24 protein-coding genes are annotated in these 24604 nt (G+C 37.0%); 2 read left to right on the plus strand and 22 right to left on the minus strand.

The features are described from left to right. The first annotated feature begins 165 nt into the window (after positions 1-165). Positions 166-912: a helix-turn-helix domain-containing protein gene (locus tag KP625_RS03535; RefSeq protein ID WP_238299410.1), complete on the plus strand. Its 747-nt coding sequence runs from the start codon at positions 166-168 to the stop codon at positions 910-912. A 2-nt stretch (positions 913-914) separates the two neighbouring features. On the opposite strand, the gene KP625_RS03540 is transcribed toward KP625_RS03535, so the two are convergent. The 12 genes from KP625_RS03540 to KP625_RS03595 form a co-directional block, all read right to left on the minus strand. Further along, positions 915-3329 carry a GH36-type glycosyl hydrolase domain-containing protein gene (locus tag KP625_RS03540; protein WP_238299411.1) on the minus strand — a complete coding sequence of 805 codons (2415 nt, stop codon included), beginning with the start codon at positions 3327-3329 and terminating at the stop codon, positions 915-917. Between the two features lie 466 nt (positions 3330-3795). Then, complete coding sequence (locus KP625_RS03545; RefSeq protein WP_238299412.1) at positions 3796-4254, minus strand: Hsp20/alpha crystallin family protein; 459 nt, start codon at positions 4252-4254, stop codon at positions 3796-3798. Between the two features lie 159 nt (positions 4255-4413). Next, positions 4414-4689, minus strand: coding sequence for a hypothetical protein (locus KP625_RS03550; protein WP_238299413.1), 276 nt, complete (start codon positions 4687-4689; stop codon positions 4414-4416). Between the two features lie 17 nt (positions 4690-4706). Further along, the gene (locus KP625_RS03555; RefSeq protein ID WP_117780230.1) at positions 4707-5099 is read right to left on the minus strand and encodes a pyridoxamine 5'-phosphate oxidase family protein; all 393 of its coding nucleotides are present in this window, start codon (positions 5097-5099) and stop codon (positions 4707-4709) included. A 28-nt stretch (positions 5100-5127) separates the two neighbouring features. Then, positions 5128-5784 carry a CpXC domain-containing protein gene (locus tag KP625_RS03560; protein WP_238299414.1) on the minus strand — a complete coding sequence of 219 codons (657 nt, stop codon included), beginning with the start codon at positions 5782-5784 and terminating at the stop codon, positions 5128-5130. Positions 5785-5798: 14 nt separating this feature from the next. Beyond that, positions 5799-6845: a hypothetical protein gene (locus tag KP625_RS03565; protein WP_238299415.1), complete on the minus strand. Its 1047-nt coding sequence runs from the start codon at positions 6843-6845 to the stop codon at positions 5799-5801. Between the two features lie 2 nt (positions 6846-6847). Continuing rightward, positions 6848-7774 (minus strand): abortive infection system antitoxin AbiGi family protein, encoded by a 927-nt coding sequence (locus KP625_RS03570; protein WP_238299416.1) that lies wholly within the window; start codon positions 7772-7774, stop codon positions 6848-6850. A 148-nt stretch (positions 7775-7922) separates the two neighbouring features. Then, positions 7923-8831, minus strand: a complete 909-nt coding sequence (locus tag KP625_RS03575; protein ID WP_238299417.1) for a DUF4238 domain-containing protein — start codon at positions 8829-8831, stop codon at positions 7923-7925. A 136-nt stretch (positions 8832-8967) separates the two neighbouring features. Then, positions 8968-10779 carry a GmrSD restriction endonuclease domain-containing protein gene (locus KP625_RS03580; protein ID WP_238299418.1) on the minus strand — a complete coding sequence of 604 codons (1812 nt, stop codon included), beginning with the start codon at positions 10777-10779 and terminating at the stop codon, positions 8968-8970. A gap of 25 nt (positions 10780-10804) precedes the next feature. Then, a complete protein-coding gene (locus KP625_RS03585; protein ID WP_238299419.1) occupies positions 10805-12169 on the minus strand; it encodes a KAP family P-loop NTPase fold protein in 1365 nt (454 codons plus the stop codon). 418 nt (positions 12170-12587) lie between these two features. After that, positions 12588-15065 carry a DEAD/DEAH box helicase family protein gene (locus KP625_RS03590; RefSeq protein WP_238299420.1) on the minus strand — a complete coding sequence of 826 codons (2478 nt, stop codon included), beginning with the start codon at positions 15063-15065 and terminating at the stop codon, positions 12588-12590. Beyond that, a complete protein-coding gene (locus KP625_RS03595) occupies positions 15035-15628 on the minus strand; it encodes a class I SAM-dependent methyltransferase (RefSeq protein ID WP_238299421.1) in 594 nt (197 codons plus the stop codon). Before KP625_RS03595 ends, KP625_RS03590 begins: the two co-directional genes overlap by 31 nt. Before the next feature lie 278 nt (positions 15629-15906). On the opposite strand from KP625_RS03595, the gene KP625_RS03600 reads away from it, so the two are divergent. Next, positions 15907-16200, plus strand: a complete 294-nt coding sequence (locus tag KP625_RS03600) for a hypothetical protein (RefSeq protein ID WP_238299422.1) — start codon at positions 15907-15909, stop codon at positions 16198-16200. 116 nt (positions 16201-16316) lie between these two features. On the opposite strand, the gene KP625_RS03605 is transcribed toward KP625_RS03600, so the two are convergent. The 10 genes from KP625_RS03605 to KP625_RS03650 all read right to left on the minus strand — a co-directional run bounded on the left by KP625_RS03605 (position 16317) and on the right by KP625_RS03650 (position 24481). Next, a complete protein-coding gene (locus tag KP625_RS03605) occupies positions 16317-16838 on the minus strand; it encodes a SprT-like domain-containing protein (protein ID WP_238299423.1) in 522 nt (173 codons plus the stop codon). Positions 16839-16915: 77 nt separating this feature from the next. After that, on the minus strand, positions 16916-17419 hold the full coding sequence (locus tag KP625_RS03610) for a hypothetical protein (RefSeq protein ID WP_238299424.1): 504 nt from the start codon (positions 17417-17419) through the stop codon (positions 16916-16918). A gap of 142 nt (positions 17420-17561) precedes the next feature. Beyond that, positions 17562-17972, minus strand: a complete 411-nt coding sequence (locus tag KP625_RS03615; RefSeq protein WP_238299425.1) for a peptide deformylase — start codon at positions 17970-17972, stop codon at positions 17562-17564. Between the two features lie 53 nt (positions 17973-18025). Next, entirely contained in the window at positions 18026-19066 is a 1041-nt protein-coding gene (locus tag KP625_RS03620; RefSeq protein ID WP_117780680.1) for a helix-turn-helix transcriptional regulator, read from the minus strand. 205 nt (positions 19067-19271) lie between these two features. After that, positions 19272-20531, minus strand: coding sequence for an SHOCT domain-containing protein (locus KP625_RS03625; protein WP_238299426.1), 1260 nt, complete (start codon positions 20529-20531; stop codon positions 19272-19274). A gap of 107 nt (positions 20532-20638) precedes the next feature. Then, positions 20639-21091 (minus strand): hypothetical protein, encoded by a 453-nt coding sequence (locus tag KP625_RS03630; protein ID WP_238299427.1) that lies wholly within the window; start codon positions 21089-21091, stop codon positions 20639-20641. Position 21092: 1 nt separating this feature from the next. Next, positions 21093-22430, minus strand: coding sequence for a leucine-rich repeat protein (locus tag KP625_RS03635; RefSeq protein ID WP_238299428.1), 1338 nt, complete (start codon positions 22428-22430; stop codon positions 21093-21095). A gap of 12 nt (positions 22431-22442) precedes the next feature. Then, positions 22443-22787 (minus strand): helix-turn-helix transcriptional regulator, encoded by a 345-nt coding sequence (locus KP625_RS03640; protein ID WP_238299429.1) that lies wholly within the window; start codon positions 22785-22787, stop codon positions 22443-22445. 151 nt (positions 22788-22938) lie between these two features. Continuing rightward, positions 22939-23394, minus strand: coding sequence for a hypothetical protein (locus tag KP625_RS03645; protein ID WP_238299430.1), 456 nt, complete (start codon positions 23392-23394; stop codon positions 22939-22941). Then, positions 23387-24481, minus strand: coding sequence for a protein kinase domain-containing protein (locus KP625_RS03650; RefSeq protein WP_238299431.1), 1095 nt, complete (start codon positions 24479-24481; stop codon positions 23387-23389). Before KP625_RS03650 ends, KP625_RS03645 begins: the two co-directional genes overlap by 8 nt. Positions 24482-24604 lie beyond the last annotated feature (123 nt).

Below are 24604 nucleotides of genomic sequence, written 5' to 3' on the forward strand. Positions count from 1 at the left end.
TGATCAAAATCTCTGATATAATACATTATAATTATTATAACACATGTCACCACGCGCCAGCGTGATGACCTACGCACGCATCAGCGTGCTTCATTATAACATTAAGATTTAAAACACTATTATTACATTAATCATATCTATAACTTTCAATCTGACGAGGAAAATATGAAAATTAATCAGCAATTATATCGAGATTATTTATTCAAGGATAAAACGGTGTTACGTGCCCAATACGATCCTGAATTAGAATTCTACGCTACAATTAAATCCGGCAATACAGAAAAGACCAAAGAACTTTGCCTTACACCTTTCACCGAAAAAAAAGGACTTGGGGAACTAGCTGTCACACATTTACAAAGTATGAAATATCATTTTGCCATCACTATGGCTATGCTCGCCCGTTACTGCATAGAAGGCGGACTTGATTTATCCACCTCCTATACCATCAGTGATTTCTATATCCGTAAAGCTGATCACGTCCGAAACACAGCAGAATTAAATGCTTTGCATATGACGGCCTGTATGGACTATGCTAAGCGTATGAAAAACCTGCGCACGGGAAAAATCACATCGAAACCAATTGCAAAATGTATTGATTATATTTATGATCACCTGCATACAAAAATCACATTAACCGAGCTTGGAGAATTAACTGAACTTAACCCGTCATATCTTTCCAGACTTTTTCACAAGGAAACAGGCATGTCACTTCTAAAATATGTTCAACATACAAAAATTGAAACAGCGAAAAATATGTTGCTATATTCTTCCTACTCTGTTGCAGAGATTGCATCTATTCTGGCTTTTTCTGATCAGAGCTATTTTTCTGAGATATTTAAAAAACAAACAGGACTGACACCAAAGCAGTATCAGTCCATGTATTTAAATACCTCTGGTCTTACAAATCATTAAACCTATGACATATATAAGACTATCCGGTTTTCTGATGTCAGCCACTCTTCCTTGATGTAATTATCTCGAAGAGCCAGACCATTTAGTTCCATACTTTTAAATCCTGTTTCTACATGGTTTGGATTTTTTACTTCAATGTGTAAATATTTTCCACGGAAATCTTTCTCGATAACAAATCCATCCCACTCGGCAGGAATTGATGGTGCAATCCGAAGTCCATAGAAATCAGGTCTCATACCAAGAATACCTTCCACACTTCCAACCATGACAGTAGATGCAGTTCCTGTCAGCCAGTGCACATGTGAACGTCCAAAATGAGGACTTGCCTTACCTTCTGTAAATTGACCATAGCAATAAGGTTCAAGCTTTCTTACTTCTGCTTTATCGTTCTGTGCTGCCGGTGAATTCTCCATATAATACTCAAACGCACGGTTTCCATGTCCAAGTAATGCTTCGGCCAGAATCAACCACCCCTGAGACTGAGAGAAAATACCAGCATTTTCCTTTACACCCTGATTATAGATAACCGCCAGAGCGCCATCAAATGCATGCGCATGATATGGCGGATCCATAAGCACGGCACCAAATGCTGTATTTAACTGTTTATGCACATTCTCCATCGCAGTTTCAGCCTGTTCCTTAGAGGCAAATCCACTGATAACCGCCCAGCTCTGTGGATTCAGCCACATATTTGCCTCCGGATCTGTCCTTTGACCGATCACTTCTCCTTTTTCTGTAAAGCCCCTGATAAATCGGTCTTCATTCCAACAGAGATCCTGAATCACATTCCAGAGATCTTTCTGGCTCTTATCCAGATAAGAAATGTACTCAGAATCATTTTTATACTCAGCGAATTTACGAAGAATCGTCATTGCATAATAAAACTGCAATGCAACAAAGGATGACTCTCCATCCTTTCCAAGCCGCAGGCAGTCATTCCAGTCTGCATAGAGTCCTGCCGGCATCCCATGTCTTCCAAGATGTTTCATAGAGAAATCAATCGCACGTTTCAGATGATCATAAACCGTTCCTTCATCTTTATTTGCATAAGGAATCACTTCATCCATAAATGCCAGATTTCCGGTTTCAGTCACATATTTGTAAATCGTTGGGAACAGCCACAATGCATCATCTGCTCGATATGCCGGATGTCCTGTCTCTTTCACATAAGAAGCATCGTCCGGTGTGTCCTCATGTCCGGCATTATGTGTGAACTTTACAAGTGGAAGTCCACCTCCATTATCAACCTGTGCAGAAAGCATAAATCGAATTTTGTCCACAGCCATCTCCGGTGCCAGATGAATAATTCCCTGAATATCCTGTACCGTGTCACGATATCCGTATCCATTACGAAGTCCACAATAGATGAATGATGCGGCTCTCGACCAGATAAATGTCATGAAACAATTATAGGCATGCCAGGTGTTGATCATTGAATCAAATTCCTTGCTTGGTGTCTGTACCTGGAAATGTGAGAATTTCTCACCCCAGTAAGTCTTTAACTCAGCCAGTTCCTTCTCACAGACATCCGCTGGATCCGTATAGCTGTTCATGATAGCTTCTGCCTCATCATTTTCCTTTAATCCAAGGATAAACGCAATATTCTTTGTCTCACCCGGCATAAGCTCAACAACAGTAGAAAGTGCGCCACAAGAATTTTCATTATAGCTTAAAGCATTTCCAAGATCTCCGTTTACCACGCCATCCGGATTGCCATAGCCATTACATCTTCCAATAAATACTTCCTTATCTCCACAATAGGAAGAAACATCTGCTCCGGCAAGTCCGAAGATCCGGTCTGTCGGACGCTTATCATCTACAGTCTCACCAGCTCCGAGCACATCCAGATTCCCATGCACTGTCTGGCGGATCCGATTTTCCACAAAGCTTGTTCTGGAAATAAATAATGAATACTGCAGATTCACCTGATCCTGCTCATAATTGCTGTTGTTTGTAAATTCTGCATAACCGGTCAAGGTGAGATTTCTCTTTACAGAACCATTGTTAGTTACCTTCAGATTCCATACTTCATATGTCTTATTCAATGGTACATAATACAATGCCTCTGTGTGAATATCACTGTAATCTGCCATAATCTTCGTATACGAAATGCCATGATGACACTCGCTCTTATACACATCCAGGCTTTTCCCTACCGGCTGCCAGGATGCAGACCAGTAATCTTTGCTCTCATTATCACGAATATAAATGTAACGTCCCGGCTGATCGAAATTATTGAATACATAGCGCAGGATTCTGCCATTCGCACCAGACTTTGCAAAACTGTAACCACCTGCATTGTTTGAAATCAAGGCACCATATTCCGGGGAGCCTAAGTAGTTCGCCCAAGGTGCCGGTGTCTTTGGATTTGTAATTACATACTCCCGATTCTCATTGTCAAAATAACCAAACTGCATACCGAATCTCCTTTTCTTTTTCGTTTTCCATGATATAGTCAATGCCCATATACTTTTACTTTGGTACCGTATCAAATAACCTGTAAATATATTATATCAGATTCTTGCATGCATTTGTATTGTTATCTTGATATTATTATGGTAATTTTTACGTGTGTAGAAATACATATATCTTTCAAAAATTATGTAAGAAATCAGCAAAAGAAATGCCCCGCATGTTCTTTCAACATGCAGGGCATTTCTTATATCTTACTAATGTTTCTTCTTTGAAGAAGCTGCCATCTCCGGCTGATCTGCGTTATGATTTGCTGTTGCACAAACCTTCGGCATAACTTTCTTTTTCTTCAATGGATGTTTTGGATTCTTGTCCATATCTCACACTTCCTTCCCTTACTTTACGTTAAGTTTCAAAGTCGATTGTGTATATGGTGTAGATTTATATGCACCGCAGCTACATTCTCATAAATTATTCAATGGCAATGTAGTTATTCTGCGCAATGGCTTTTGCTTCTTTCTTCGGAATTGACAACTGCAGGATACCATTTTCAAACTTTGCATGAATGTCTTCCTGCTTAATATCATCACCAACATAAAAGCTTCTCATCATGCTGCCTGCATAACGTTCACGGCGGATATACTTACCGGTCTTCTTATCCTTCTCGTCCTTATCCAGACCCTTCGCAGCGGATATCGTAATGTATCCATCATGCAGCTGTGCATTGACTTCGTCTTTCTTGAATCCAGGTAAGTCAATATCAACTTCATAGGAATCATCTGTCTCACGGACATCTGTCTTCATCATGTTCTTCGCATGCTTACCATAAAGCGGATTCTTCGCTGGCCGGAGTTCCTTGTCAAACTCCTTCTCAAAATCGTCCATCCAATCGTCAAACAAATTTTCTCCAAAAATACTAGGTGTAAACATAAGTCATATCTCCTTTCATACTTAAACAACCAATGTCTACGGTATTCTTTAAGCACTATCAGAGAAATCTGAGGTGTCGTTTGAATATCACAACTTCGCAATCTCTAAGGGATTTTCTCTATTTCTTCTTTCCTTTTCTTTTCCCTTTCTTGATTGTGACTATACTATACACCCGGTTGTTAGCACTGTCAAGAGTCGAGTGCTAATTTTATTGTGAACCTTTTGTGAAGTGTGCGCCCAGTCTGCGCCATATCGTCGATCTGCGCATTGGTAAGCACTGCGATTCATCGCCTCGATATATCTGCTCACACAAAGTTTCACCGTCTCTGCAATCAGCTCCCGCAGGCTGCCCGGTGCCGCCGCATAGCTAAATGGCACCTGATCCACCGTATTCCTGCGCTTGCCAAGCTGTTTCATATTCATGTATAAAACCATGTACTACCCCTACTCTACTAGAACTTCACAACCTTCGGTTCCTGTGTAAATGAAGAAAATGTAGCTGTCGCGTTCTTGAAATAAAATACTTCTGTGTTGCCATCATCCGCAGAGTACATCTTCTGCAGGGATGGATATGCGTCGAGCATCGACTGTCTCGCCTCTCTGCGGTCATCCTCAACAAGTTCGCCTGCGACACGCAGCCATTCTCCGCCCTTAAATGCACAAATCTCTACCTTCGGATTCGCATGAATCTGCTTCGAAACTGCCTTCGACTTGCCTGTCTGGATATAGAGCTTTCCTTCAAAAATATGAGCCGTGCCAAATGGTCGTACTCTCGGCTGGTCACCCTCGACCGTTGCCAGATAATATGTATCTGCTTCCTTCAAAAATTTTGCTACCTGTTCCATATGGTTGCCCTCCTGTAATTATGTCAATTTATTTATTCTTCAAGCATTCAACTGCCCAATTCATATCAACGATATAATCCCGCTTGCCATCGCCCTTGGAATCAATGTACTCCTCCTTGACTGCATCATACACCTTCTGGGTAAATGGGCTGTTGCCCAATACGCCATTCTTCAACCGGATCACAAATCGTTCCGGCTTTCCCTTGGTGATCTCTAAGAATATATCTCCAACCTCCAGATCCGGATTCGTCTGCGACAAATGCGCCACCGTCATAACCTTCATGATCTCAACGACGCGGTCATCGAGTCCCATATCGAAGATATACGCTTTCTCCCGGAGCTGATTCTGAGAATGAACTACTCGTAATGTATAGTCCGTACGCTCCATGCCCGGAAGCATGTCACCATTCTCCATCTTGGCAAATGTGTCTAAAATCTCCTTCTCATCTTCCTTCGAGATTGCATAATAAATCATCAGCTGCTTCTCCATCTGATGATACAAAAGTCTATAATTAATATAATGGACTTTCTTGCATTTCGGGCAGGTATACGCGAATAACTTGCCAGACAAAAGATCCTCCTTTGCCTGTGGGTTTAATTTCGTATTGATGCTCTGCCATATTGTAAATTCGCCTTCTGTGCCACAATCCGGGCATTTGATTTTCTGCGTGTTTTTTAAGGACATGGGGTTCTCCTTTTTCAGACTACTTCAAGTAATTTTTTCAATTGATCGGTAAAATGCTCTGCATGAATATACTCTTCATGTTTATCCATAATGTGTTTTATTTCAAACTGTGCCTCCTCTTCTGTCAAATAAGCCGAATACGACATAAACATAGGTTTATCTTTTTTTCCCTCAAAATAAATTGTCTTCTTTCCATCTTCAGATTCTTCAATTGATTTTATTCTTGCACCAAAAACACATTTTACTATATAAAAATTTCTATTCTGGTTGGCAAAACTAAAGACACACTTATCAATATATGATGCAAATAATTCTTGTCCAACTTGTGGTGCCTCAACATCTGCAGTACTTATATAATTTAACTTATCATTTTTTTTAATAATTTTTTTCTGAACCAAAAGTAAGTACATTTCTTCAATCACAAAATTAGGATTGGATTCATTTATTGCAGTTTTGGAATCAACTTCTATTGAAAATACATCTAATAACTCCCTAATTCGCTGATAGTAATCAGAAGACTGCTTAAATTGCTTTCTAATTTTTAACAATTGTTCAGATTGAAATCCTTTTTTTAATAACGCATCAAGCAATGCAACAAATTTTTTACTCTCATAAACTAAATTTTGCAATGTCTCATTATCTAATAATTCATACTTATATGTTAATCGCATCTTATATTCTTCTAACACAAATTCAATATTGATTTTAAATAATGACATATCTTTTGATTCGAGTCTCACAAATTTCTTTGAAACAGTACGAATAAAATCAATTTTTTCAGCGTGACCATCTAAATTCAATTTCAAACTGTATAGATCATACGGTGGCGCTAACATCACTTTTTCTATAGTTTTATGTCTTTCTATCGGATACTGGCTTTCATTAATATTTTTAGTAATGTCTATAGAAGGGGAAAATGGCACTTTTCTTGGCTCTCCATATGTATCTATGTATTCTATTGCTTCAAGAAACTCTTTTCTCTCTTCTTCGTTTTTAAAATGTACAGTCAAGGTATAATTTTCATCCTTATGACTTAACATACTTCTTAATTTATTTCCCATATTTACCAATCCTTCTGAATATCTTCTATTACGAAAATCTTGCTAACCAGAATTAATTTTTTTAAAGTTATCATATCATCCTTTTCTCCAACAAAATTTTCTTCTGGTAACCCCATTATTTTTTCTATAAGTAAATTTCTATTATAATCGTCCGGAACAAATAAATATTTAATATCTTCATAATTGAATTTTAACCATAATTCCGAATAATTTTCTTTCATCAAATTTCTACTTATCTGCCAGCCTTTATTTTGTAATTCTTCATCAAATAAAATAACATCCACCTTGCTAATCTCTAACTGTTTCTGATCTGGTATATATCTCCACTCACATTCATCATGAAAATTTTTTCTAATTCGTACTTCTTGTGCATCTATTTCTCTTCTCATCGTTCCATATAGCGGCTTAATATATGCAAGTTTATTCAATAACTCATCCGCAATAATGTCATCTATATCTTCCTTGTCCAATACGCATTCAAAAGACTGTCTAAACTGCTTTATCATAGCCGACTTTTCATTTATATATTGAATCGGTTGCAAATTATTGTCAATACACCACTGCTTTGTAAATGCAATTCCATAACTACCATACAATGATACATGTGTATTTTTAGTTCTTATTTGTTCCCTTTGATTATCACTTAGTTCCTTATCATCTTGTTCAATAATCTCAATAGGGAAAGCTCTTGTAATATTATGTAATGGAATATCACAAAAGCACTTTTGTAAAACATGAATTTTCTCAATTGCTTTTCCGTTAAAATGTAATTTTAAATAACCAATATCTTCTTCGCAATATCTTGGAACCAATGCTTTTTTCTCTAGGGATTCCACTAAATAATCTAATCTTCCAACAAAATTGAATAATGCATTTGCACTTTGTACATCATCAGGATTTGCAAGTGCTAAGTCAACTTTTTCGCCCATTTTCTCTCCTTCAACTATGTAAATTATCACTTTAGCTTGCTTTGATTTACTTTATCACCCAATTATCTAACATATCAAAAATAAATTACAAACGTTATAATATTTTTTCTATTTTGAATTTATTATATTTTTCTATACAAATTACATTTTAATCTAATGTATTTGCTCTATTTTTTATCAAGACATCCTTAATAAATCTCATTTCTCTCTTATCAGGTAAATGGTTTGCATATATTTTCTTTTGTGAAGATGCTACCATTGATTTTAATATTTCTTCTCGATTATTCTCATTAATATTAAACAAAAAATTTTTAGGAACATGTTTCTTATGTTCTTCCCCAAATAAAAACAAACACAGCTCTGAAGTAATTGGGAAAATTATTTTTCCATATTCAATACAAGGATACTTCTTTGAATGTATAAATACTGGTTTGTCAGAAGTTACTATTTTCGCCTGCTTATCAACGCCAATACCAAACGACATCTTTTTTATTGGGTCTATCAAAGCATTAAATACTTGCAACTCTTTGCTATCATTTTTGATTTCATAAAAAAAAGGTAAACAAAACAGCCTTGCTATATTTTTTGCCTGTTTAACATTAATTTTATCTCCCCATGTTTCAAATCCAACTTTTTCAGCCAATTTCAAAGTCAGCGGCATCCTCAATATCTGAATTACAATATATGTTGCCCAAAAACTTTTTTCTTTATTTGAGAGAAAACATTTTGTTTTTAAATTATCTTTTAAAAAAGCTTTTCTCTCAAGTATATCTCTATATTCACTAAACATTCTTTCCATTATAGAGAAAAATTTTTCCAAATAATTTGAACATACAATTTCTCCATCATTTCCTGTAACTTCATACAAATACTCACTATAACAAATAGATTTAATTGGAACTGGCTTCATAATATGATTTTGTCCTTTATCCCAAAAATAAATTGTATACTCTTTTGATAATCGTATGTCTCCCTTATGGTATTCTGGTGAAAACCCTCTCAAATATACCTGTGGAATATAATGTTGTTTCTTTGTAATATCACTTTTCTTTGACATTTTAGTTCACTTTCTAAAATAATATCTTCTCTCTTCAACTCAAAATTTTATTCAAAGGCGTTTTTATTAGCCTCTACGCAAGCCCCCACTTATTAAAGCTCAAATATTATTAACATTTTATCGACAAGGTAAATCTCTACAACCCCTTATAATACTTTTCCACCAGTTTTGCCATCAGTTTTCTTCTTTCAACCAAGAAAGCATCATAATCATCAACTGTCATCCCTATAACATCTTGTGGAATAGCGTTTTCGTCAAGATTTCTCATCAAACTGTCTCTATCCGCTATATTACCAAATGCTATAGAATTATTTTCACATTGTTCAATTACTTTTCCAAAATATATATTAGGAGCATCATCCTTAACTGCCTTATTAACCTGTGTATCAAGATAAGTGAAATTCGCAACCTGATTATATCTTCCTTTGGAATCTACACCATTCTTCTTCAGATATGCTTTAGGGAAGATATGGTGCACATCCCCTGATATATTAATAAGATCTGAAATCATTGTTCCATGCATAAATAGCGAATTACAATTCAGATTCACCTGTGCTGCAAGAAATGTATTAAATGCCGGGCTATTTGTCGATGTCGTCTCCAAATTCTGCGGTAATGTAATATTCCAAAATGTGTCTGATAAAACAGAAGCCTCCACCTCGTTAAAAAAGTTTATAAAACCTTTTTCATTTATAAGCCTAATATCTCTACTCATAACAGATTCTGGTGAAGTTATATACCTTCCTGTTAATGTTGACAACACAAACCATTTCTGTACATGATGCTTTATCTGATCGCGCGGAATCGTAGTATCTTTCAATAATTTCAGATATAACATATATGCAAAATCAAGGGTCATTTGCGAATTAAGCTGCTTACTGGACTTATACCCCGCCCCTTTGATTGCAATCACAAACTGATTGAAGTTATATTCGTTTATAAACACTTTTATTCCTTCGCCCAGTTTATAATAGGAATCTTCCACAATATCATCTTTAAACTCACGTGTTACAAAATCTCTTCCAGAAAGCAAGCTTACCAAATCTGCCAATTTTGCTCTATCAAAACTATACATAAATGAAACACGTAACATATCTCCATAATCTGGATCATAGATATCTTCATTATCTCTTGCCAGCCATTTTATCTTTGCAGCATATTCTGTCTTTTCAAATTCTTCATCTTTTATCATTTGTGGATAAAAATCCGGCTTCACAGCTAAATGACAGAAGTAATCCACCACTTTTCGTAAAGTATTTCCACCATGTATTGTATCAGATGCCATCTTTGACATAACAAAATCAGATTGACTCAACGCAGTTCCCTTTGAGTTGATTCGAATAAATATCTCGGTTACCTCATCAATATCCAATGTATGATCCAGTTCGATAACTCCAATCTGTCGATTTGCAATTCCCTTCAAACTCATAATTGCATTATTTATTTCGTTTGGTTTCACATCTGAATTATTCTCACAATATTTAATTGCAAAATCAAATGGATCAAACTCATTCTTAAATACTTCTGCTATATCAGGAATCCACTTCTTATCCTTGAGGTGTGAAGCATCTTGAACTGCAAACATCTTGTCCGAATCCTTCGCAAGCGGATTGAAAGCAATTTTTATTCTATCTTTATTAAAATCTTCATCCAACACCTCAAGTCCTGAAACAGCCGCCATAAGAGCAGTAATTCTTTGCTGCCCATCAATAAGTACACGTTTACCATTTGCCACTGAACCATCCTTTGTATGAACATCCGGATTTTTCCACGTAATAATATATCCTGTAGGATATCCATTATAAAGTGAATCAATCAAATCCCTTACCTGTGCTCTCTTCCATACAAAAGGTCTTTGAATCTCTGGTATAACAAAATCTCCCGCTTCTATAAAACCGAGTATTGCACTAATATTATACTGCATTAATGTAAATTTCTCACCCTGCATACTTTTATCTCCTTCTTTATTATTGTTATATCAAATCCGCATAATCCGACAATACACTTGCTGTCCTAATTGCCATTATTTTTGATCCTTTGAAAAACTCATACTCCCCTAATGTAACGCTATCTTCCCCTTCGTATGTATTAACAAATATGGCTTCATATAATCGCTTAATTACTTGTTCTGGTGAGACAATTTCCTTTTTTTCTGCATCTTTATCAAAATCTTCATTACCACCTAACATACCTTTTAATATACGTTTACCACGATCAGAATTCAATAATTTTATTAATGGAGTGACATCTTTCCCACTGACAAAATCATCGTATCGAGAAATATCTACAATCTTTAATCCTATTAACAATGGAACAATATACACGATAATAATCCACCTTCCTGCACCTTCCGAAAAACTAAAATTATAATTCTTACTATTACGTATTGGCTTAAAAATTGCTGTTTTTACTTGTAAATAAAATTTTGTAATTTCTCGCAATTCAAAATTATACATTTTTATTATTCTTTTCATTATCGTATCTACATAATGTATAGACGAAAATCCTATTTCATCATAAAAAAGATCAATATCGGCTGGTGGCAAAGCAATCCTTAATCCAAAAAAGCGATCCAAATATCTGCTCGCATCAAATTCCGTACCATAATGATGTTTTATTGTATGTTGTAACTGATCTAAATTAACAGAAAAAACAAACGTGATTCTTTCATCGATCAAATAATGTTTTACCTGTTCAAGTAGTTGAACAGCAAAACGCGGGTTGCATCGATCCAATTCATCAATAAAAATCACTAATCGATTTGCCCTTTCCCCTAGTAGGCCTGTGAGAAATTCTTTAATTTTTCCTTCAATATTCTTTTGCTCCTTAAACTTTGTAAACGGATCTTCTGATGTGAATGCATCTTTAATTTTTTTTATGTTCCATCCACTTATTGATTCAATAATTACGTCTGCCACATTTACAATTTTTTTATCTGACAAAGAAAAATCAACACTTAATTGTTTTGTGATTTCATATATTAATGATAGTATAGGTTCAGTATCATTATCATTTTCCCATGCATCGTAATACACTGAAATAATTGAAGTCTCTGTATTTTCATCTACGTTTAATTGTGGTAATTTTGATATTATTTTATTTCTTAAATTTCCTTCCATATTGCTATAAGAATTAAAAGCACTAATTACCATTTTAGTTTGACGAACAAAAAATGTTTTTCCACTTCCCCACCTACCATCAATTGCAATTGCACTCTGCTGTTCCTGACATTGTAATATCTTGTAAAAATTTGCAATATCTTTATTTCGTTTAATTGCGTCTTTGACGAAAAAATCAATTAAATTTTCTTCCGTTGGTAACATTTCATAGCTCTTCATAATTTAATCCCCCTTTGTTCCATTAAATTCATATTAATCCTAACTTACCAATTCCTTTTTCTTCGTTGCCAAATCAGATATATAGCAAAAGCACTCCCAAATACTCCTATTCCACATACCAAAATCCACCATTTATAATTTGGTATTTGGGAAACCCTCTTATATATTCTTATAATTGTCGCAGTCATATAAAAAATGCTAACAAATACTACAAACCTAATTGTCCAATGAAGAATATGTCCTGCCCCGCGACTATTTATAGAATTGTTTCGATACAATCGTCCCACCAAACTATAAGCCACATGATATGAAATGATACCAATACATCCCATCACAAGATAATCATAAATTACATTATCAAATAAAGAAAATGAATCCACTAAATAATTGAACAAATATTTCAATTGTTATCCTCCTTTTACACATCTACATTCCTATACCTTCTCTGATAATAATCCATCGTCCGATACCTAATCACATCCCTCATCTGATCTACGAACACTGGATTATCAATTACATCTTGCAGTTTCTCGCTAAGTGCCAGCGCACATCCATCACGTTTCACAAAGAATCCATCTCCAGATAACTGCAAGTAATTCACTGGCATTTTCAGAATCTTATTTATATGCTCTTTATCTGAAATCGCCATGTACTTCTCATAGGTCATATTCTTGTCCAAGTCCTTCCAGTTTGTTCCGGTTGAGAAGAACTCTTTCCAGCTTGCAAGCAACTGCTGCTCCGTGACTTCCATTCGGATGTCTCCATGATTGTAAAATGCCATAAGCACCGGCATCTTATAGACTTTTGACATCTTTGTTGTCTCAATCAAACAGACAAATTTGTAACCTTCTCCCTGTAAAAATTCCTTTTCTTCTTCTGATAACTCATTCAAATTCTTTTTATAATCCAAATAAAAATTAAATGGATTCTCCTTGGAATGCTGCATCGCTAACTGATATACGTCATCATCCATATATGTAAATAATTCCAGTCTGGACGGGGATTTATCAAGCAGATTCTTCACACGATAATATTCACCACGTATGCAATCCTTTACCCGCAGGGTACGTTTATCCATCTCCGCAAAAAGATCAATAAGTTCCAGATCAAAATCAATCATGCAATCATCTGGGAAATCTGTCCGATCCGCTGGATTGTATGTCTTTGTCTCCGAAAATGTCTTTCCTGTCAGTAAGAATCGTACACGTCCAGCTTTCTCATAATTTCCGATAAAATCAAGGACATTCAGATACTCTTTGCCTCTGTTCTTTCGAAGTCCCCTGCCAAGCTGCTGCAGGAAAACAATTGGTGATTCCGTTGGGCGCAGGAACATCACCATATCAACAGCCGGTATATCCACGCCTTCATTGAACATATCTACAGAGAAAATCACTCTGATTTCGCCCTGCATCAGTTTTTGGATTGCTATACTTCTATCTTCTGTGTACTCTCCATGTGCATCGCTATACACCGCCACCGAAGGAATGCCCCTTCTGCAGAATTCCTTTGCCATATCCTTTGCATGCTCCTTGGAACAGCAGAACCCTAATGCACGCTTCGAGCCATATTTACAATAATTTTTATAAATCAATTCATACCGACGTTCATTTCCGATATATGTTTTATTCAATTCCCTGTCATCATATTTTCCTCGCACCTGATGCAATTGCGAATAATCTGTCTTATCGAAGATTCCATAGTAATGAAACGGAACCAGCATCCCCTTATTAATCGCATCTTTGAGCGAAATCTCATATGGCACGTTATAGTCACAGATTTCATAGATGTTTCTACCATCCATGCGTTCCGGAGTCGCAGTCAATCCAAGCAGAAACTGTGGTTTGAAATACTCCACAATCCGCATATACTGATCATTTACTGCATGGTGGAATTCATCTATGACCACATAATCAAAATAATTCTTTGGAAAATACGTTTCATTTAGATATTCGGATTTTCCTAAGGTTGCAACTGATGCAAATATCACAGATTTATCTGTGCATTTCTCATTGCCATCGAAAAATCCATAATCATCTGATTTTCTGACATTTTTGAATGAGTTCGCCGCCTGCCTCAGGATTTCTTCCTTGTGTGCCACAAATAAAACCCGCTTGTACTTTTCTGAATCAAATGCCGCAAGATAGGTCTTTCCTACACCGGTTGCCGCCGATATCAGTGCGCGTCTGGCTCCCTCTGCGCGCGTGTGTTCCAAGGTGCATAGTGCTTCTATCTGAGCATCTCTTGGCTCAAATAATTCTTTAACTTTCTCGTCTTCCGACTCCGCATCATACCGTTCCAAATCCTTTGATACTGCCGGCTTGTGCCAATTTTTTGAATATTTACGCAGCTCTTCGTCATCAATTGCAATGGAATGATTCTGAAACAGATCTTCAAATGTCTCGTAAAACTTATCGTAACTCTCCGGATCTGTTGTACTACGGAAGCGATAGTTCCACTCAATACCAGAAGTGAGCGCACTTCTTGATACATTCGAAGAACCTATGTAAATTTCACTATAATCTTCGTAATGGAAAATATAAGATTTTGGATGAAACGAGCGATTTTTCTCGTTATAAAAACGTAGATCTATCTGATCTCCCAATTTGCGTTTAATTAGATACAATGCAGACGGCTGTGTAATCCCGAGATAATTTCCTGTTAAAATACGTATCTTTGCTCCGCGCTTCAATGCATTCTCCAGATCTTCAATCAGCATTTTTACACCAGATTCCATCAGAAAAGAAACAATGATATCAACGCTGTCTGCTTTTTGAAAGCTATGAAGCAACTGAAAATAGAGATGCATCCTTGCATCTCTATCACCAGTCATAGCATCTGTTATAAAATCATAGTCCACATTTGTATTTAATTCTTTCGCATGATTAAATTCAGCCATTTTTCTTCATTTCTCCCTTGTCTGACGTCCCCTGTAATCCAAGCTTCTTCTATCTGTATCTCTGCAATATCTGCAATGAAATCACGGAATGCATCTTCCGTGAAGTCCGTGAAATACCGTCCGTTTCGTTCCCCTTCGAAATCCCCGTACTTAAAAGAAGTATAGATAATGCCCTGTTCTTTCAACGCATCTGCCATCTTCACCAAGACAGCCTTCAATTCCTGTTTCGGAAGATGCAGAATCGATGAACACGCCCATATGCCATCGTATTTTTCTGCTTCCTTAAGTTCTTGGAACAGCATCTGCTTTACAGATATCCCAGCATAATCACTCGCAATCCTGCATAGCTCTTCGGAACCATCGGTTGCCTCTACATGCATACCGTGTTCCTGAAAATATTTTGTATCTCTTCCAGATCCACAGCCAAAATCTAGTACAAGGCTTCCTTTGTCCAGTAGCTTCAGGAATCTGTCCTGCGTTTCGTGGAAATCTACAGATACAGTTCCTGTTGCAAAGCTTTGTGCATTCTGATTGTAATAATCAAGTGTTGGTGTGCTGTTCATTTACCTATATTTCTCTTTCTTTTTTACCGATACTTAATGTATTTATTATAGTTGATTTTCCTTGTAGTTGCAACGGTATTTCCCTTACCAGTTTTCTTCGTTTCTATAAATTTACAGAAGAAAACAAATTTTCTAATGTCCTTGACATACTTAAATCAAACCTGTTATATATAAATCAAGGTTTGAATACACTCTCGCAGTCGTTTTCAGCCAAATCATTGTCATATTTACATGCTTTACCACACGCTCAAAATATTATTACAAGGGGGATTATAATTATGTTTTTAACAAATGCCGATTCATTACTCAACATCAGAGTTGTATCTCTGATAATCTATATTTGCATTATATTATTAGTTGCTATATTGGTAGGATATCTTTTCAATTATACACTGATTAAAGAGATCAAAAAACTGACCACAAAGGTTGACGAGTTGAGCTATCCTCTCAGTCAAATTGCAAATAACACAAGCGCACAGATCTCAAAACAACCTCATTCGGAAAATACCCAGGTAAAAAATACTGTAAACTATGGAACGGAATCTAACTTAAACAACCCCAATAACAACTAATTCATAATCAAGATTTCTGCTTATTTGAAGTTTGATTGGAGGTAAAATAATTTTTATTATTTATAATATTTCGCCATCCAATCCAACTTCTCCTCTTAAGCCAACCATGCAAAATTTCATTGCATATATTTCACCTTATGAAATGCCCGCTTCCTTCCACATATCCCGCACGTACAATTGCGGTAATACTTCGTGAATTCACACTGTTTTTTTCTTTTGATAATCTGTCCACAATTCTCGCATATGAAACAATATTTATAATCAAGTCTTTTAGAGGCGGTGTAATTCTCCACGCCCTTTTCCTCGCCGGAGGTGGTTCGCTTTATATGATATCCATATTTCTTATTCATGATATTCGCATATACGAGCCACAATCCGGTATGTCCCTTACAGCCTTTGCAGGTATGTAGGATCTCGTGGATCATAGTTTCCTTGCATGCTTGTTCGGATATACGCTCATCCTCGATCAGTCTGGCCGCAATCTGTATAATGCATGTTCCATCCGGATTTTTCGTGCACATTCCCCATCTTGTTTTTGCGCGGCGGTTTATAACCCATGAGACAATATTTCCCGGCTCGATACCTGCGCCAAGGACTTCATCTATACACACCTTCTGCAGCATCTCAAAATTCTTCATATATACATCCTTTATTTCGTCGTTACACCGTCTTTTGCGTTTCCGTTCCTGATATAAGAAATTCCCGGATATTTCCCTTACCAGTCCCCTTCGTCTCCATCCTCGATATCATCCTCGATAGCATCATCCACGCCGGTTGCATAATCATCATCCCGGTCGTACCGGTCCTGATCGTAATCGCCATCCATGTAGACATCATCGTAGCCGCTATCGTAAGAATCATGCGAATGGCTGCTGTTATACTTGCTGTTCGAACTGCTTGGCTTGTAACTGCTAGACGATGAACCGGAATTCGAACTGCTGCCCGAACTATTTGATGTGGAACCGCTGCCTATCGTACTGCTTGTTGTAGAATGACTGTGCGAGCTGCTTGTTCCATATGTAGCCTTCCTGCGCTTTCCGGGTGTGTTGTGCTGATAGCAGTAACCGCCCTCCGTCGATACCGTGTTATCGCATCCTGCAAATGCACACTTCGGATCTTCTTTTTCGGTCAAAGATACGAAGAATCCGATTATTGCGAACACTATGATAACTCCAAGTATTGCATAACCTACTGATTTCTGATTATTATTTCCGCTCATAATGATAACCTCCGTGAATCTTACGACTCCATGCTTCTTATTTCCGTTTCTTTGTATCTCCATCCTACGCAAAGCAACTGTCATAAATAAGTACTTGCATTATGAACATTCAAGTATTATCTTCTCTTTTTGTAACATAAAGTTATATCACAACTCCGTTGCAATGATCCACTTCATGCTGAATAATCTGAGCCACCCAGCCGGAATATTTCCCATGCTGCTTCTTGAAATGCTGGTCGAGGTAATCGACTTCTATCTCCTGATATCTCGTACATGGGCGTGTCCCGTCGAGCGACAGGCATCCCTCTTCCACCTGATACGCGCCCGTTTTCTTCGTGATAACCGGATTCACCATCGCGAATTGGAACGGTCCGCTTGCCACGACGATGATATTCTTCTTTACGCCGATCATATTGGCCGCCATGCCGACGCAATGATCCAGATTCGCCCGGAGTGTATCGAGCAAATCTGTTATAACCTGTTTATCTGCTTCCGTTGCATACACCGATTTCTGTGCCAGGAACAGCGGATCCCGCATAATTTTCTTTACCATATTTATCCTTTCAGTTCAATTACACATACAAAATTATTAGACCCATCCCTCTCTTACAAGTACATTTCCTGCAGCCGCTTAATCTCTGATTTCATCATATCTACCGTACGCTCGGGAGCCACGATCTTCACTCCCGGAATTGCCATGATCCAGCTAAGGAACAATTTACTGACAGATACCCGTACCCGGACTGTGAAATGCTCTGCGTCGGTCTTCATGAGCGGAATATCGGTTCCGAACCGGTCAATGATCACATTTGCGGCATGGTTTTCACACAGAAGCGTTACTGTTTCCAGATTGCCATCGAACATGCCGAAGAGCCTGTTCGTGTACTCCGACATCTGCATTTTCGAGAATTCCTCTTTTCCTTCCCGCTCCTCATAGACCACGGACACGTCTGCCATCTTATCGACACGGAAATGCTTGATCTTGTATTCTCTGTTATCATATCCTACCAAATAGTATTTCTCGTCATCCCAGCACAGTGCCCACGGGCTGACACTATAGTAAGCCCCACCATGCTTCAGTTCCATCTTCTTATCTGCCGTCCATGTGAAATATTGGAATTTGATCTGGCTCTCCTCATTTAACGCCTCGTGAATCTTATCCACGCTGTAATAGATGCGTTCGTTCATCGTCTTCACGCGTCCATTTACATTGACCTGACGTGCCAGCTTCTTCGCCTCGTATTTGCTTGCGTAGCTCTCAAGCTTCGCGATCAGCTCGTCGGATTTCTTCTCTGTGATGAATCTGGAGGACTGCACCGCATCTACGAGAAGCTTCAGCTCGACAAGCTGGAATTGCCGGCTTGCAACCTTATAATGGTAGGTCTTGCCATATTGCATGCCTATGATATCCAGACCAAACGTGCGCAGATTCTCGATGTCGCTGTACAGGCTCTTCCGCTCTGCTGTGACATTGTATGCTTTCAGTTTCTCAACGATTTCATTCAGTGTCAGGTCATGATCTTCGTCTGTCTCTTCGAGCAGAATCTTCATCAGATACATGATTTTTAGTTTCTGGTTGAGTCTTGGTCCCCGGACAATCTTCTTTTTTTCCTGATTTTCTGTTTTCTGTTCTGATGTGTTATCCATCGTGTAATCCCCTTCTTATAGTATAATTCTATGACTCTTCCAAGCCCGCTACCTGCATCAGCCTTGTGTTTATCTTATTTTACACCCAAATAGCAAAAAGTGATAGCTCTGAAATATCTGGCTATCACTTTTTATATTTTGTATATACTACGACACTCTAAAATCACAATAAATTTATCCATTATTTCTTCATTAATAATTAGGATTAAATACCTAGCAATTGTTTCTTTTTTTGATTAAACTCATCTTCCGATATAATGCCTTCATCAAACAACTCTTTATACCTGCGAATTTCTTCAAAAATATCTTCTTGATGTGTTTGATCTAATGTTCCTTTATTTATTGAATCTCCATAAACGTTTTGCGCTAATATATTGTTTGGTGACGCCTGATTCATTGGTGCCATTTGGTTCATCGGTGTCATTTGATTCATTGGCATCATCTGATTCATCGGTGCCATTTGATTCATTGGCATCATCTGATTCATCGGTGCCATTTGGTTCATCGGTGCCATTTGATTCATTGGCATCATCTGATTCATCGGTGCCATTTGGTTCATCGGTGCCATTTGATTCATTGGCATCATCTGATTCATCGGTGCCATTTGGTTCATCGGTGCCATTTGGTTCATCGGTGCCATTTGGTTCATCGGTGCCATTTGGTTCATTGGCATCATCTGATTCATTGGTACCATTTTAATGTTATTGCATTGATAGATTCTATCCTGCATATAATTAAATGCATAATTTACGGCTTGATTCATTTTTTTCGTCTTAAACGGTATCGTCGTATCGAAGAAAAAATACATACACGAATAATAATCATTATCTTCAATTCCGTTTGGAATAAATCGTATAACCCCTGCCGAGCTACTATTTTTTAATTCAATCCTCGATATATTATTATAATTAATTCTATATTCTCCTGATGGTATAATTTGCAAAGCCTTACCATGTCTTTCATCTTCTTCTGCTTCCTTTGTAACATTATCTATAATTGCAGCTGTTGCATATCCAATGCCTGTATTTAGTATTTTTCCTTTCATAACTCCTTTTACAATGTTATCTTTTTCGGAAACATACAACGGCTGTTTTTTCTCTGAAAACATACCATTAAACAAACTTGCTATATTTCCTCTATTTGCTTCTTTGGTATATATTACACAAAAATCAGAAAAGACTTTTATGATTTGTCCTTCCTTTCCATTAACACATGTATCAAATCCAGCAGAAATATACTCGTCAAAATAATAGCATATCTGATTAATTGTTTCTTGTGGAAAACGAGCTTCCATCGCTGACTGCAATGCTTTATTTTTTTGATTAACCAGCTCTTCCATTGATTGAAAATCTCTTTTTCTCCAATTTTGAAAATAGATTTTTCCAGAGCAACTTCCACACAATTTACCATTTCCCAATTCTGTTCCAGTTAAGATTGTTTTTCCACACCCCATACATTTTGCCATATTTTTCTCTCCCTTAGTAATATAAATTATTTTTCATTAAAATCTAATTTAAAACAATTATACTACTTACTTTATCTATTGAACAGCAGTCTGTAAATATTTAATCATCATTTATTCATATTCCGTTTATCAATTATCCTCAAAACACATCCCAAAATCATAACCGTAAACGCAATATAAATAAATGTAAATGCAATTCCTTTTTCACAAGCTCCCGGAACCACTCTACGATCTGCAAAGTCCCACTTCATAAATTCATACACGGCAATCGTTAATATATTAAACACTACCATTCCTGCTGTTTTCATTTTAATACACTTAATTAAATATATCAGCATAAAAATAAATATTAATGCAACTGCTACCGGAACAAATATTTTATAAACCATCTCTGCTTCTTTGTCATTATTCCAATCTGCTGAACTTGACAAAACATACAGCTTTGCCATACCAACCATAGAATAACTTTCTTTCCATTGTTTTGCAAATGGCAGGAACAAGGATATAATCCCCATAAGTACACCTGCTATACCAATCATAAGTCCTGTATTTTTCTTCATTCTAATACTCCTTCTCCTCAAATGCTTCTTCATTAAATGTTTCACCATTTACATTTATAACCAAATCATCCGGACAATTATAAAATATATATGAACCTTTTTTCTCTATTGTTCCCGTTATACTAACGGCAAGAAGACCATCATTATATGCAAACACATCATCTCCCATTTTTATTGTCCCACATGTTATTGATATCTTCTCACAATCATCTCCTAATCCGGAAAATGCCGAATCTTTCAATTCTATTTGCCCATTACCTGCATTTATCGTTATCTCTGCCAGATTATCATCATTATAAAATGCATATTCCCCTATTTTCATATCTGTACCGGAAATATTTACTGATTCTAAATCGTCACTATAAGCAATCGCATTATCTCCCATCTCTAACGCTACACAATTCAACATATCCAACGTCTCAAATTCATTTCCCGACAGTGCAGAATCCTGCATCGTAATATCACACTCATCAAATACAACGCTTGTGCTGTCCCCCGTAGCGTAAAATATGTATTCGTCCATAGTTATTTCACAATTTTCAAATTTCACATCCGTAATATCATCTGAATAAGCAAACGCATTACTTCCCATATCAATCTTAGAATTACATACCAGAAGGATGTCTTCATTACTTCCCGAAACTGCTGAATCTTCCATCACAATTGTTGAATCTGTAATCCCAATCGTCATATGTTTTCCGGTATTATATAATGCATATTCATCAAACGAACATTCGCTATTCAATATTGTTACAGATTCTGCTTTATCATTATAAGCAAATGCATTTTCTCCTATTGTTAAATTTGAATTGTTAATAACGAGATTCTTATACTCGGAACTACTGAACGCCGAATCATTTACCGCCATAGTCACATTATCAAACACAATATAGTCACATTCCAATCTATAAAATGCATCTTCTGAAATTTCCGTCACAGTATCTCCTTCCGGACTTGTTTGCGGTATAATTAAATCGTTTTCTTCAAACGTTCCCACAGATTTTATTGCACATGTGCCATCTCCATTGCTCTCAAATTCAAGTCCCTCTGAAGGAGTTAAATCACCCATATATATGTTCTCAACTTTCGTCTCAACTGGCTCTACAGACGAATTCTGTTCTTTTGTTTTCTCTGCATTTTCAGATAATTCTGATTTGTCATTTTCTTTTTTCTGTTCTGAAATCGCTTCATTATCATCTATCTGTTCTAATTCTTGTGCAGTTTGTTCTGTAATTTCATTTATATTTTCTGTCTTATCATTTTTTCCGCATGAACAAAATATCATACTGCTTAAAACGCAGCTAATACCAATCAAAAATCCTGCATATTTCTTCTTCATCTTCATTTCCTCCTACTTATTCCCCTCATTTTTTTCTTTACCCTGCGGTCGTATAACCTTATACCCATACGATTCCAAAATTGCTATCACATCTGGTGTAATATTCACCATAAGATCCGCATCCTTATAATCCTTACTGCGTATAATCTGATGCATATCATTGACAGATACACCCATCGTTTCTGCTAGTTTATACAGATTATCCCGATCCGGAATCCCTCCATCCGTTTCCCATTTTGCGATTGCTGATTTTGATACATTTAACGTTGCCGCAAGTTCTTCCTGTGTCAAAGACATTCTTTTTCTCCGTGTTGCTATAAATCGTCCTAAGCTCATTTTCATCTCATCCTTTTCCATCTCCTTCTCTTTCCATAATATAAAACCAGTCTCTTCAATTCAAATCACTTTTTGATTACTCTGTGTAACTTTTCCTGTAATCTATGTATCAAGCATATACGTTTAAGCAGAAAAAAATCCCCACCAAAATGGTGAGGATTTCATTTGAGTATTAAGTTTTTTCATCTGGCGAAAGCTTTTTTAAGCCTTGTTCCACCAGCATATCATCGATTTCGAACAACTGATATTTTCGATTATTGATTGCCACAATCATGCATGCATCCCGCTTATCTTTCGCATACAAAGGCTGCATCCCATAGAGCTTCAACGACCGGTTTATCTCGTCCAAAGTAAGTCGCCCGGCTACACACAAACGAATAATTACATCCCTGTCTTTTGTATGCTTTCTCATATTCAATATCTGTTCTCCATAAGATTCCGAAAGTCCGGCAAATGAATATACATCCTTAAGTCTTATATTTTTTGCCTGAATTACATCCTTTGCGTAATAAGTAAACGTCTTCTCTTCATTCATAGAATCACGGTTTTCTTTGTAATAGTTGTCCAGATCCTTTGGATTCATATCCCGTAATAACGCATCAAGTTCATTTGTTGATTTCTTATTCATCCTGTTCCCCCTGATAATCCGTTAACATATTTATAAGCTCATCATCCGAATACCGCTCTTCCGGATTCAAACGAATACACCTCTGAATCACATCCCAGATTACACCCGTGGCACGTTCCTCTTTGGGGAATCTGCCTGTAATCATCTTATTCAACAACATTCCAACTGCATAGATGTCTGTCTTTTCCGTGGATGCTGTAAATCCATAGCCAAACTGCTCCGGTGCAGCATAATATAAGGTTCCAAGCAATTTCGTATCTTCTGCTTCTTCCGGATTACACCATTTCGCTACATTCACATCCAGCAGATATACGGAGCCATCCTGACAAAGCATAACATTTGACGGTTTGACATCCCGGTGTATAATTGGCATTCCCTGGCTATGCAGTTTCTTCAGGATTTTACAAATATCACAGGCAATCCTTACCGCCTCCCTCTCCTTAATGGTATACTCCTGCAATATATCCTCAATCGTAACCCCATCAATCCATTGTTCTATAATGACCAGTTTCGTAATTCCTCTATACACGCTCATAATTTGAGGCATATTCGCAATAGGATGTTCCACCAGATATTGATATATACTCTCGTCAAACGTATCAAGAATCTTCTCGACATACAAATTGCCATCTTCATCTTTTACAATTAACACATCTTCCCGGTTTTCAATACTCCCTATCACCTCATAGCTCATAAGTGCAAGTATATCCTCATCCGACATGCCATTATAAGGTGCGTTTACCGCTGCCTGATATTCATCTTCCGATACATAAACATGATTTTTATCCAATGAATTTACAAAGCCACATGCAGTACATTTCCAGCTGCCATTTTTTTCTGTAAAACCGGGTTGTTCATTCAATAGCGTTTCACAGCCATCGCAAGTCCAGATAATATCCGAATCCGTATTCAAATCAGGGTTTATCAGCATCTGTCCACAACCTTTGCAAACCCAGTATGGCAAATCATTACTATAGCCTTTTTGCAATGTCAGATTTGCCTCACAATATCTACAATATTCGTATCCATCATCTGTAACATATGGTATTTGATTTTTGTTTGCAAATTTTCTAAATATGTTTTTCATAGTTATATCGTAGTCTGTATATCCAAATATGTCAATTCTAACCTTGACAAATATCCTCCCACCCGCTAAAATACGGAAGGTGTCCGGAATCCTACCGGATACGCAATCACATACCAAAACCCT

It is taken from the genome of Eubacterium sp. MSJ-33, from assembly GCF_022174665.1.
Taxonomy (GTDB): Bacteria; Bacillota; Clostridia; order Lachnospirales; family Lachnospiraceae; genus Coprococcus_C.

What these genes read in the sequence shown, in the direction of transcription:
- KP625_RS03535 (WP_238299410.1), top strand. Translation starts at nt 166, where the DNA reads ATGAAAATTAATCAGCAATTATATCGAGATTATTTATTCAAGGATAAA.
- KP625_RS03540 (WP_238299411.1), bottom strand. Translation starts at nt 3,329, where the DNA reads ATGCAGTTTGGTTATTTTGACAATGAGAATCGGGAGTATGTAATTACA.
- KP625_RS03545 (WP_238299412.1), bottom strand. Translation starts at nt 4,254, where the DNA reads ATGTTTACACCTAGTATTTTTGGAGAAAATTTGTTTGACGATTGGATG.
- KP625_RS03550 (WP_238299413.1), bottom strand. Translation starts at nt 4,689, where the DNA reads ATGGTTTTATACATGAATATGAAACAGCTTGGCAAGCGCAGGAATACG.
- KP625_RS03555 (WP_117780230.1), bottom strand. Translation starts at nt 5,099, where the DNA reads ATGGAACAGGTAGCAAAATTTTTGAAGGAAGCAGATACATATTATCTG.
- KP625_RS03560 (WP_238299414.1), bottom strand. Translation starts at nt 5,784, where the DNA reads ATGTCCTTAAAAAACACGCAGAAAATCAAATGCCCGGATTGTGGCACA.
- KP625_RS03565 (WP_238299415.1), bottom strand. Translation starts at nt 6,845, where the DNA reads ATGGGAAATAAATTAAGAAGTATGTTAAGTCATAAGGATGAAAATTAT.
- KP625_RS03570 (WP_238299416.1), bottom strand. Translation starts at nt 7,774, where the DNA reads ATGGGCGAAAAAGTTGACTTAGCACTTGCAAATCCTGATGATGTACAA.
- KP625_RS03575 (WP_238299417.1), bottom strand. Translation starts at nt 8,831, where the DNA reads ATGTCAAAGAAAAGTGATATTACAAAGAAACAACATTATATTCCACAG.
- KP625_RS03580 (WP_238299418.1), bottom strand. Translation starts at nt 10,779, where the DNA reads ATGCAGGGTGAGAAATTTACATTAATGCAGTATAATATTAGTGCAATA.
- KP625_RS03585 (WP_238299419.1), bottom strand. Translation starts at nt 12,169, where the DNA reads ATGAAGAGCTATGAAATGTTACCAACGGAAGAAAATTTAATTGATTTT.
- KP625_RS03590 (WP_238299420.1), bottom strand. Translation starts at nt 15,065, where the DNA reads ATGGCTGAATTTAATCATGCGAAAGAATTAAATACAAATGTGGACTAT.
- KP625_RS03595 (WP_238299421.1), bottom strand. Translation starts at nt 15,628, where the DNA reads ATGAACAGCACACCAACACTTGATTATTACAATCAGAATGCACAAAGC.
- KP625_RS03600 (WP_238299422.1), top strand. Translation starts at nt 15,907, where the DNA reads ATGTTTTTAACAAATGCCGATTCATTACTCAACATCAGAGTTGTATCT.
- KP625_RS03605 (WP_238299423.1), bottom strand. Translation starts at nt 16,838, where the DNA reads ATGAAGAATTTTGAGATGCTGCAGAAGGTGTGTATAGATGAAGTCCTT.
- KP625_RS03610 (WP_238299424.1), bottom strand. Translation starts at nt 17,419, where the DNA reads ATGAGCGGAAATAATAATCAGAAATCAGTAGGTTATGCAATACTTGGA.
- KP625_RS03615 (WP_238299425.1), bottom strand. Translation starts at nt 17,972, where the DNA reads ATGGTAAAGAAAATTATGCGGGATCCGCTGTTCCTGGCACAGAAATCG.
- KP625_RS03620 (WP_117780680.1), bottom strand. Translation starts at nt 19,066, where the DNA reads ATGGATAACACATCAGAACAGAAAACAGAAAATCAGGAAAAAAAGAAG.
- KP625_RS03625 (WP_238299426.1), bottom strand. Translation starts at nt 20,531, where the DNA reads ATGGCAAAATGTATGGGGTGTGGAAAAACAATCTTAACTGGAACAGAA.
- KP625_RS03630 (WP_238299427.1), bottom strand. Translation starts at nt 21,091, where the DNA reads ATGAAGAAAAATACAGGACTTATGATTGGTATAGCAGGTGTACTTATG.
- KP625_RS03635 (WP_238299428.1), bottom strand. Translation starts at nt 22,430, where the DNA reads ATGAAGAAGAAATATGCAGGATTTTTGATTGGTATTAGCTGCGTTTTA.
- KP625_RS03640 (WP_238299429.1), bottom strand. Translation starts at nt 22,787, where the DNA reads ATGGAAAAGGATGAGATGAAAATGAGCTTAGGACGATTTATAGCAACA.
- KP625_RS03645 (WP_238299430.1), bottom strand. Translation starts at nt 23,394, where the DNA reads ATGAATAAGAAATCAACAAATGAACTTGATGCGTTATTACGGGATATG.
- KP625_RS03650 (WP_238299431.1), bottom strand. Translation starts at nt 24,481, where the DNA reads ATGAAAAACATATTTAGAAAATTTGCAAACAAAAATCAAATACCATAT.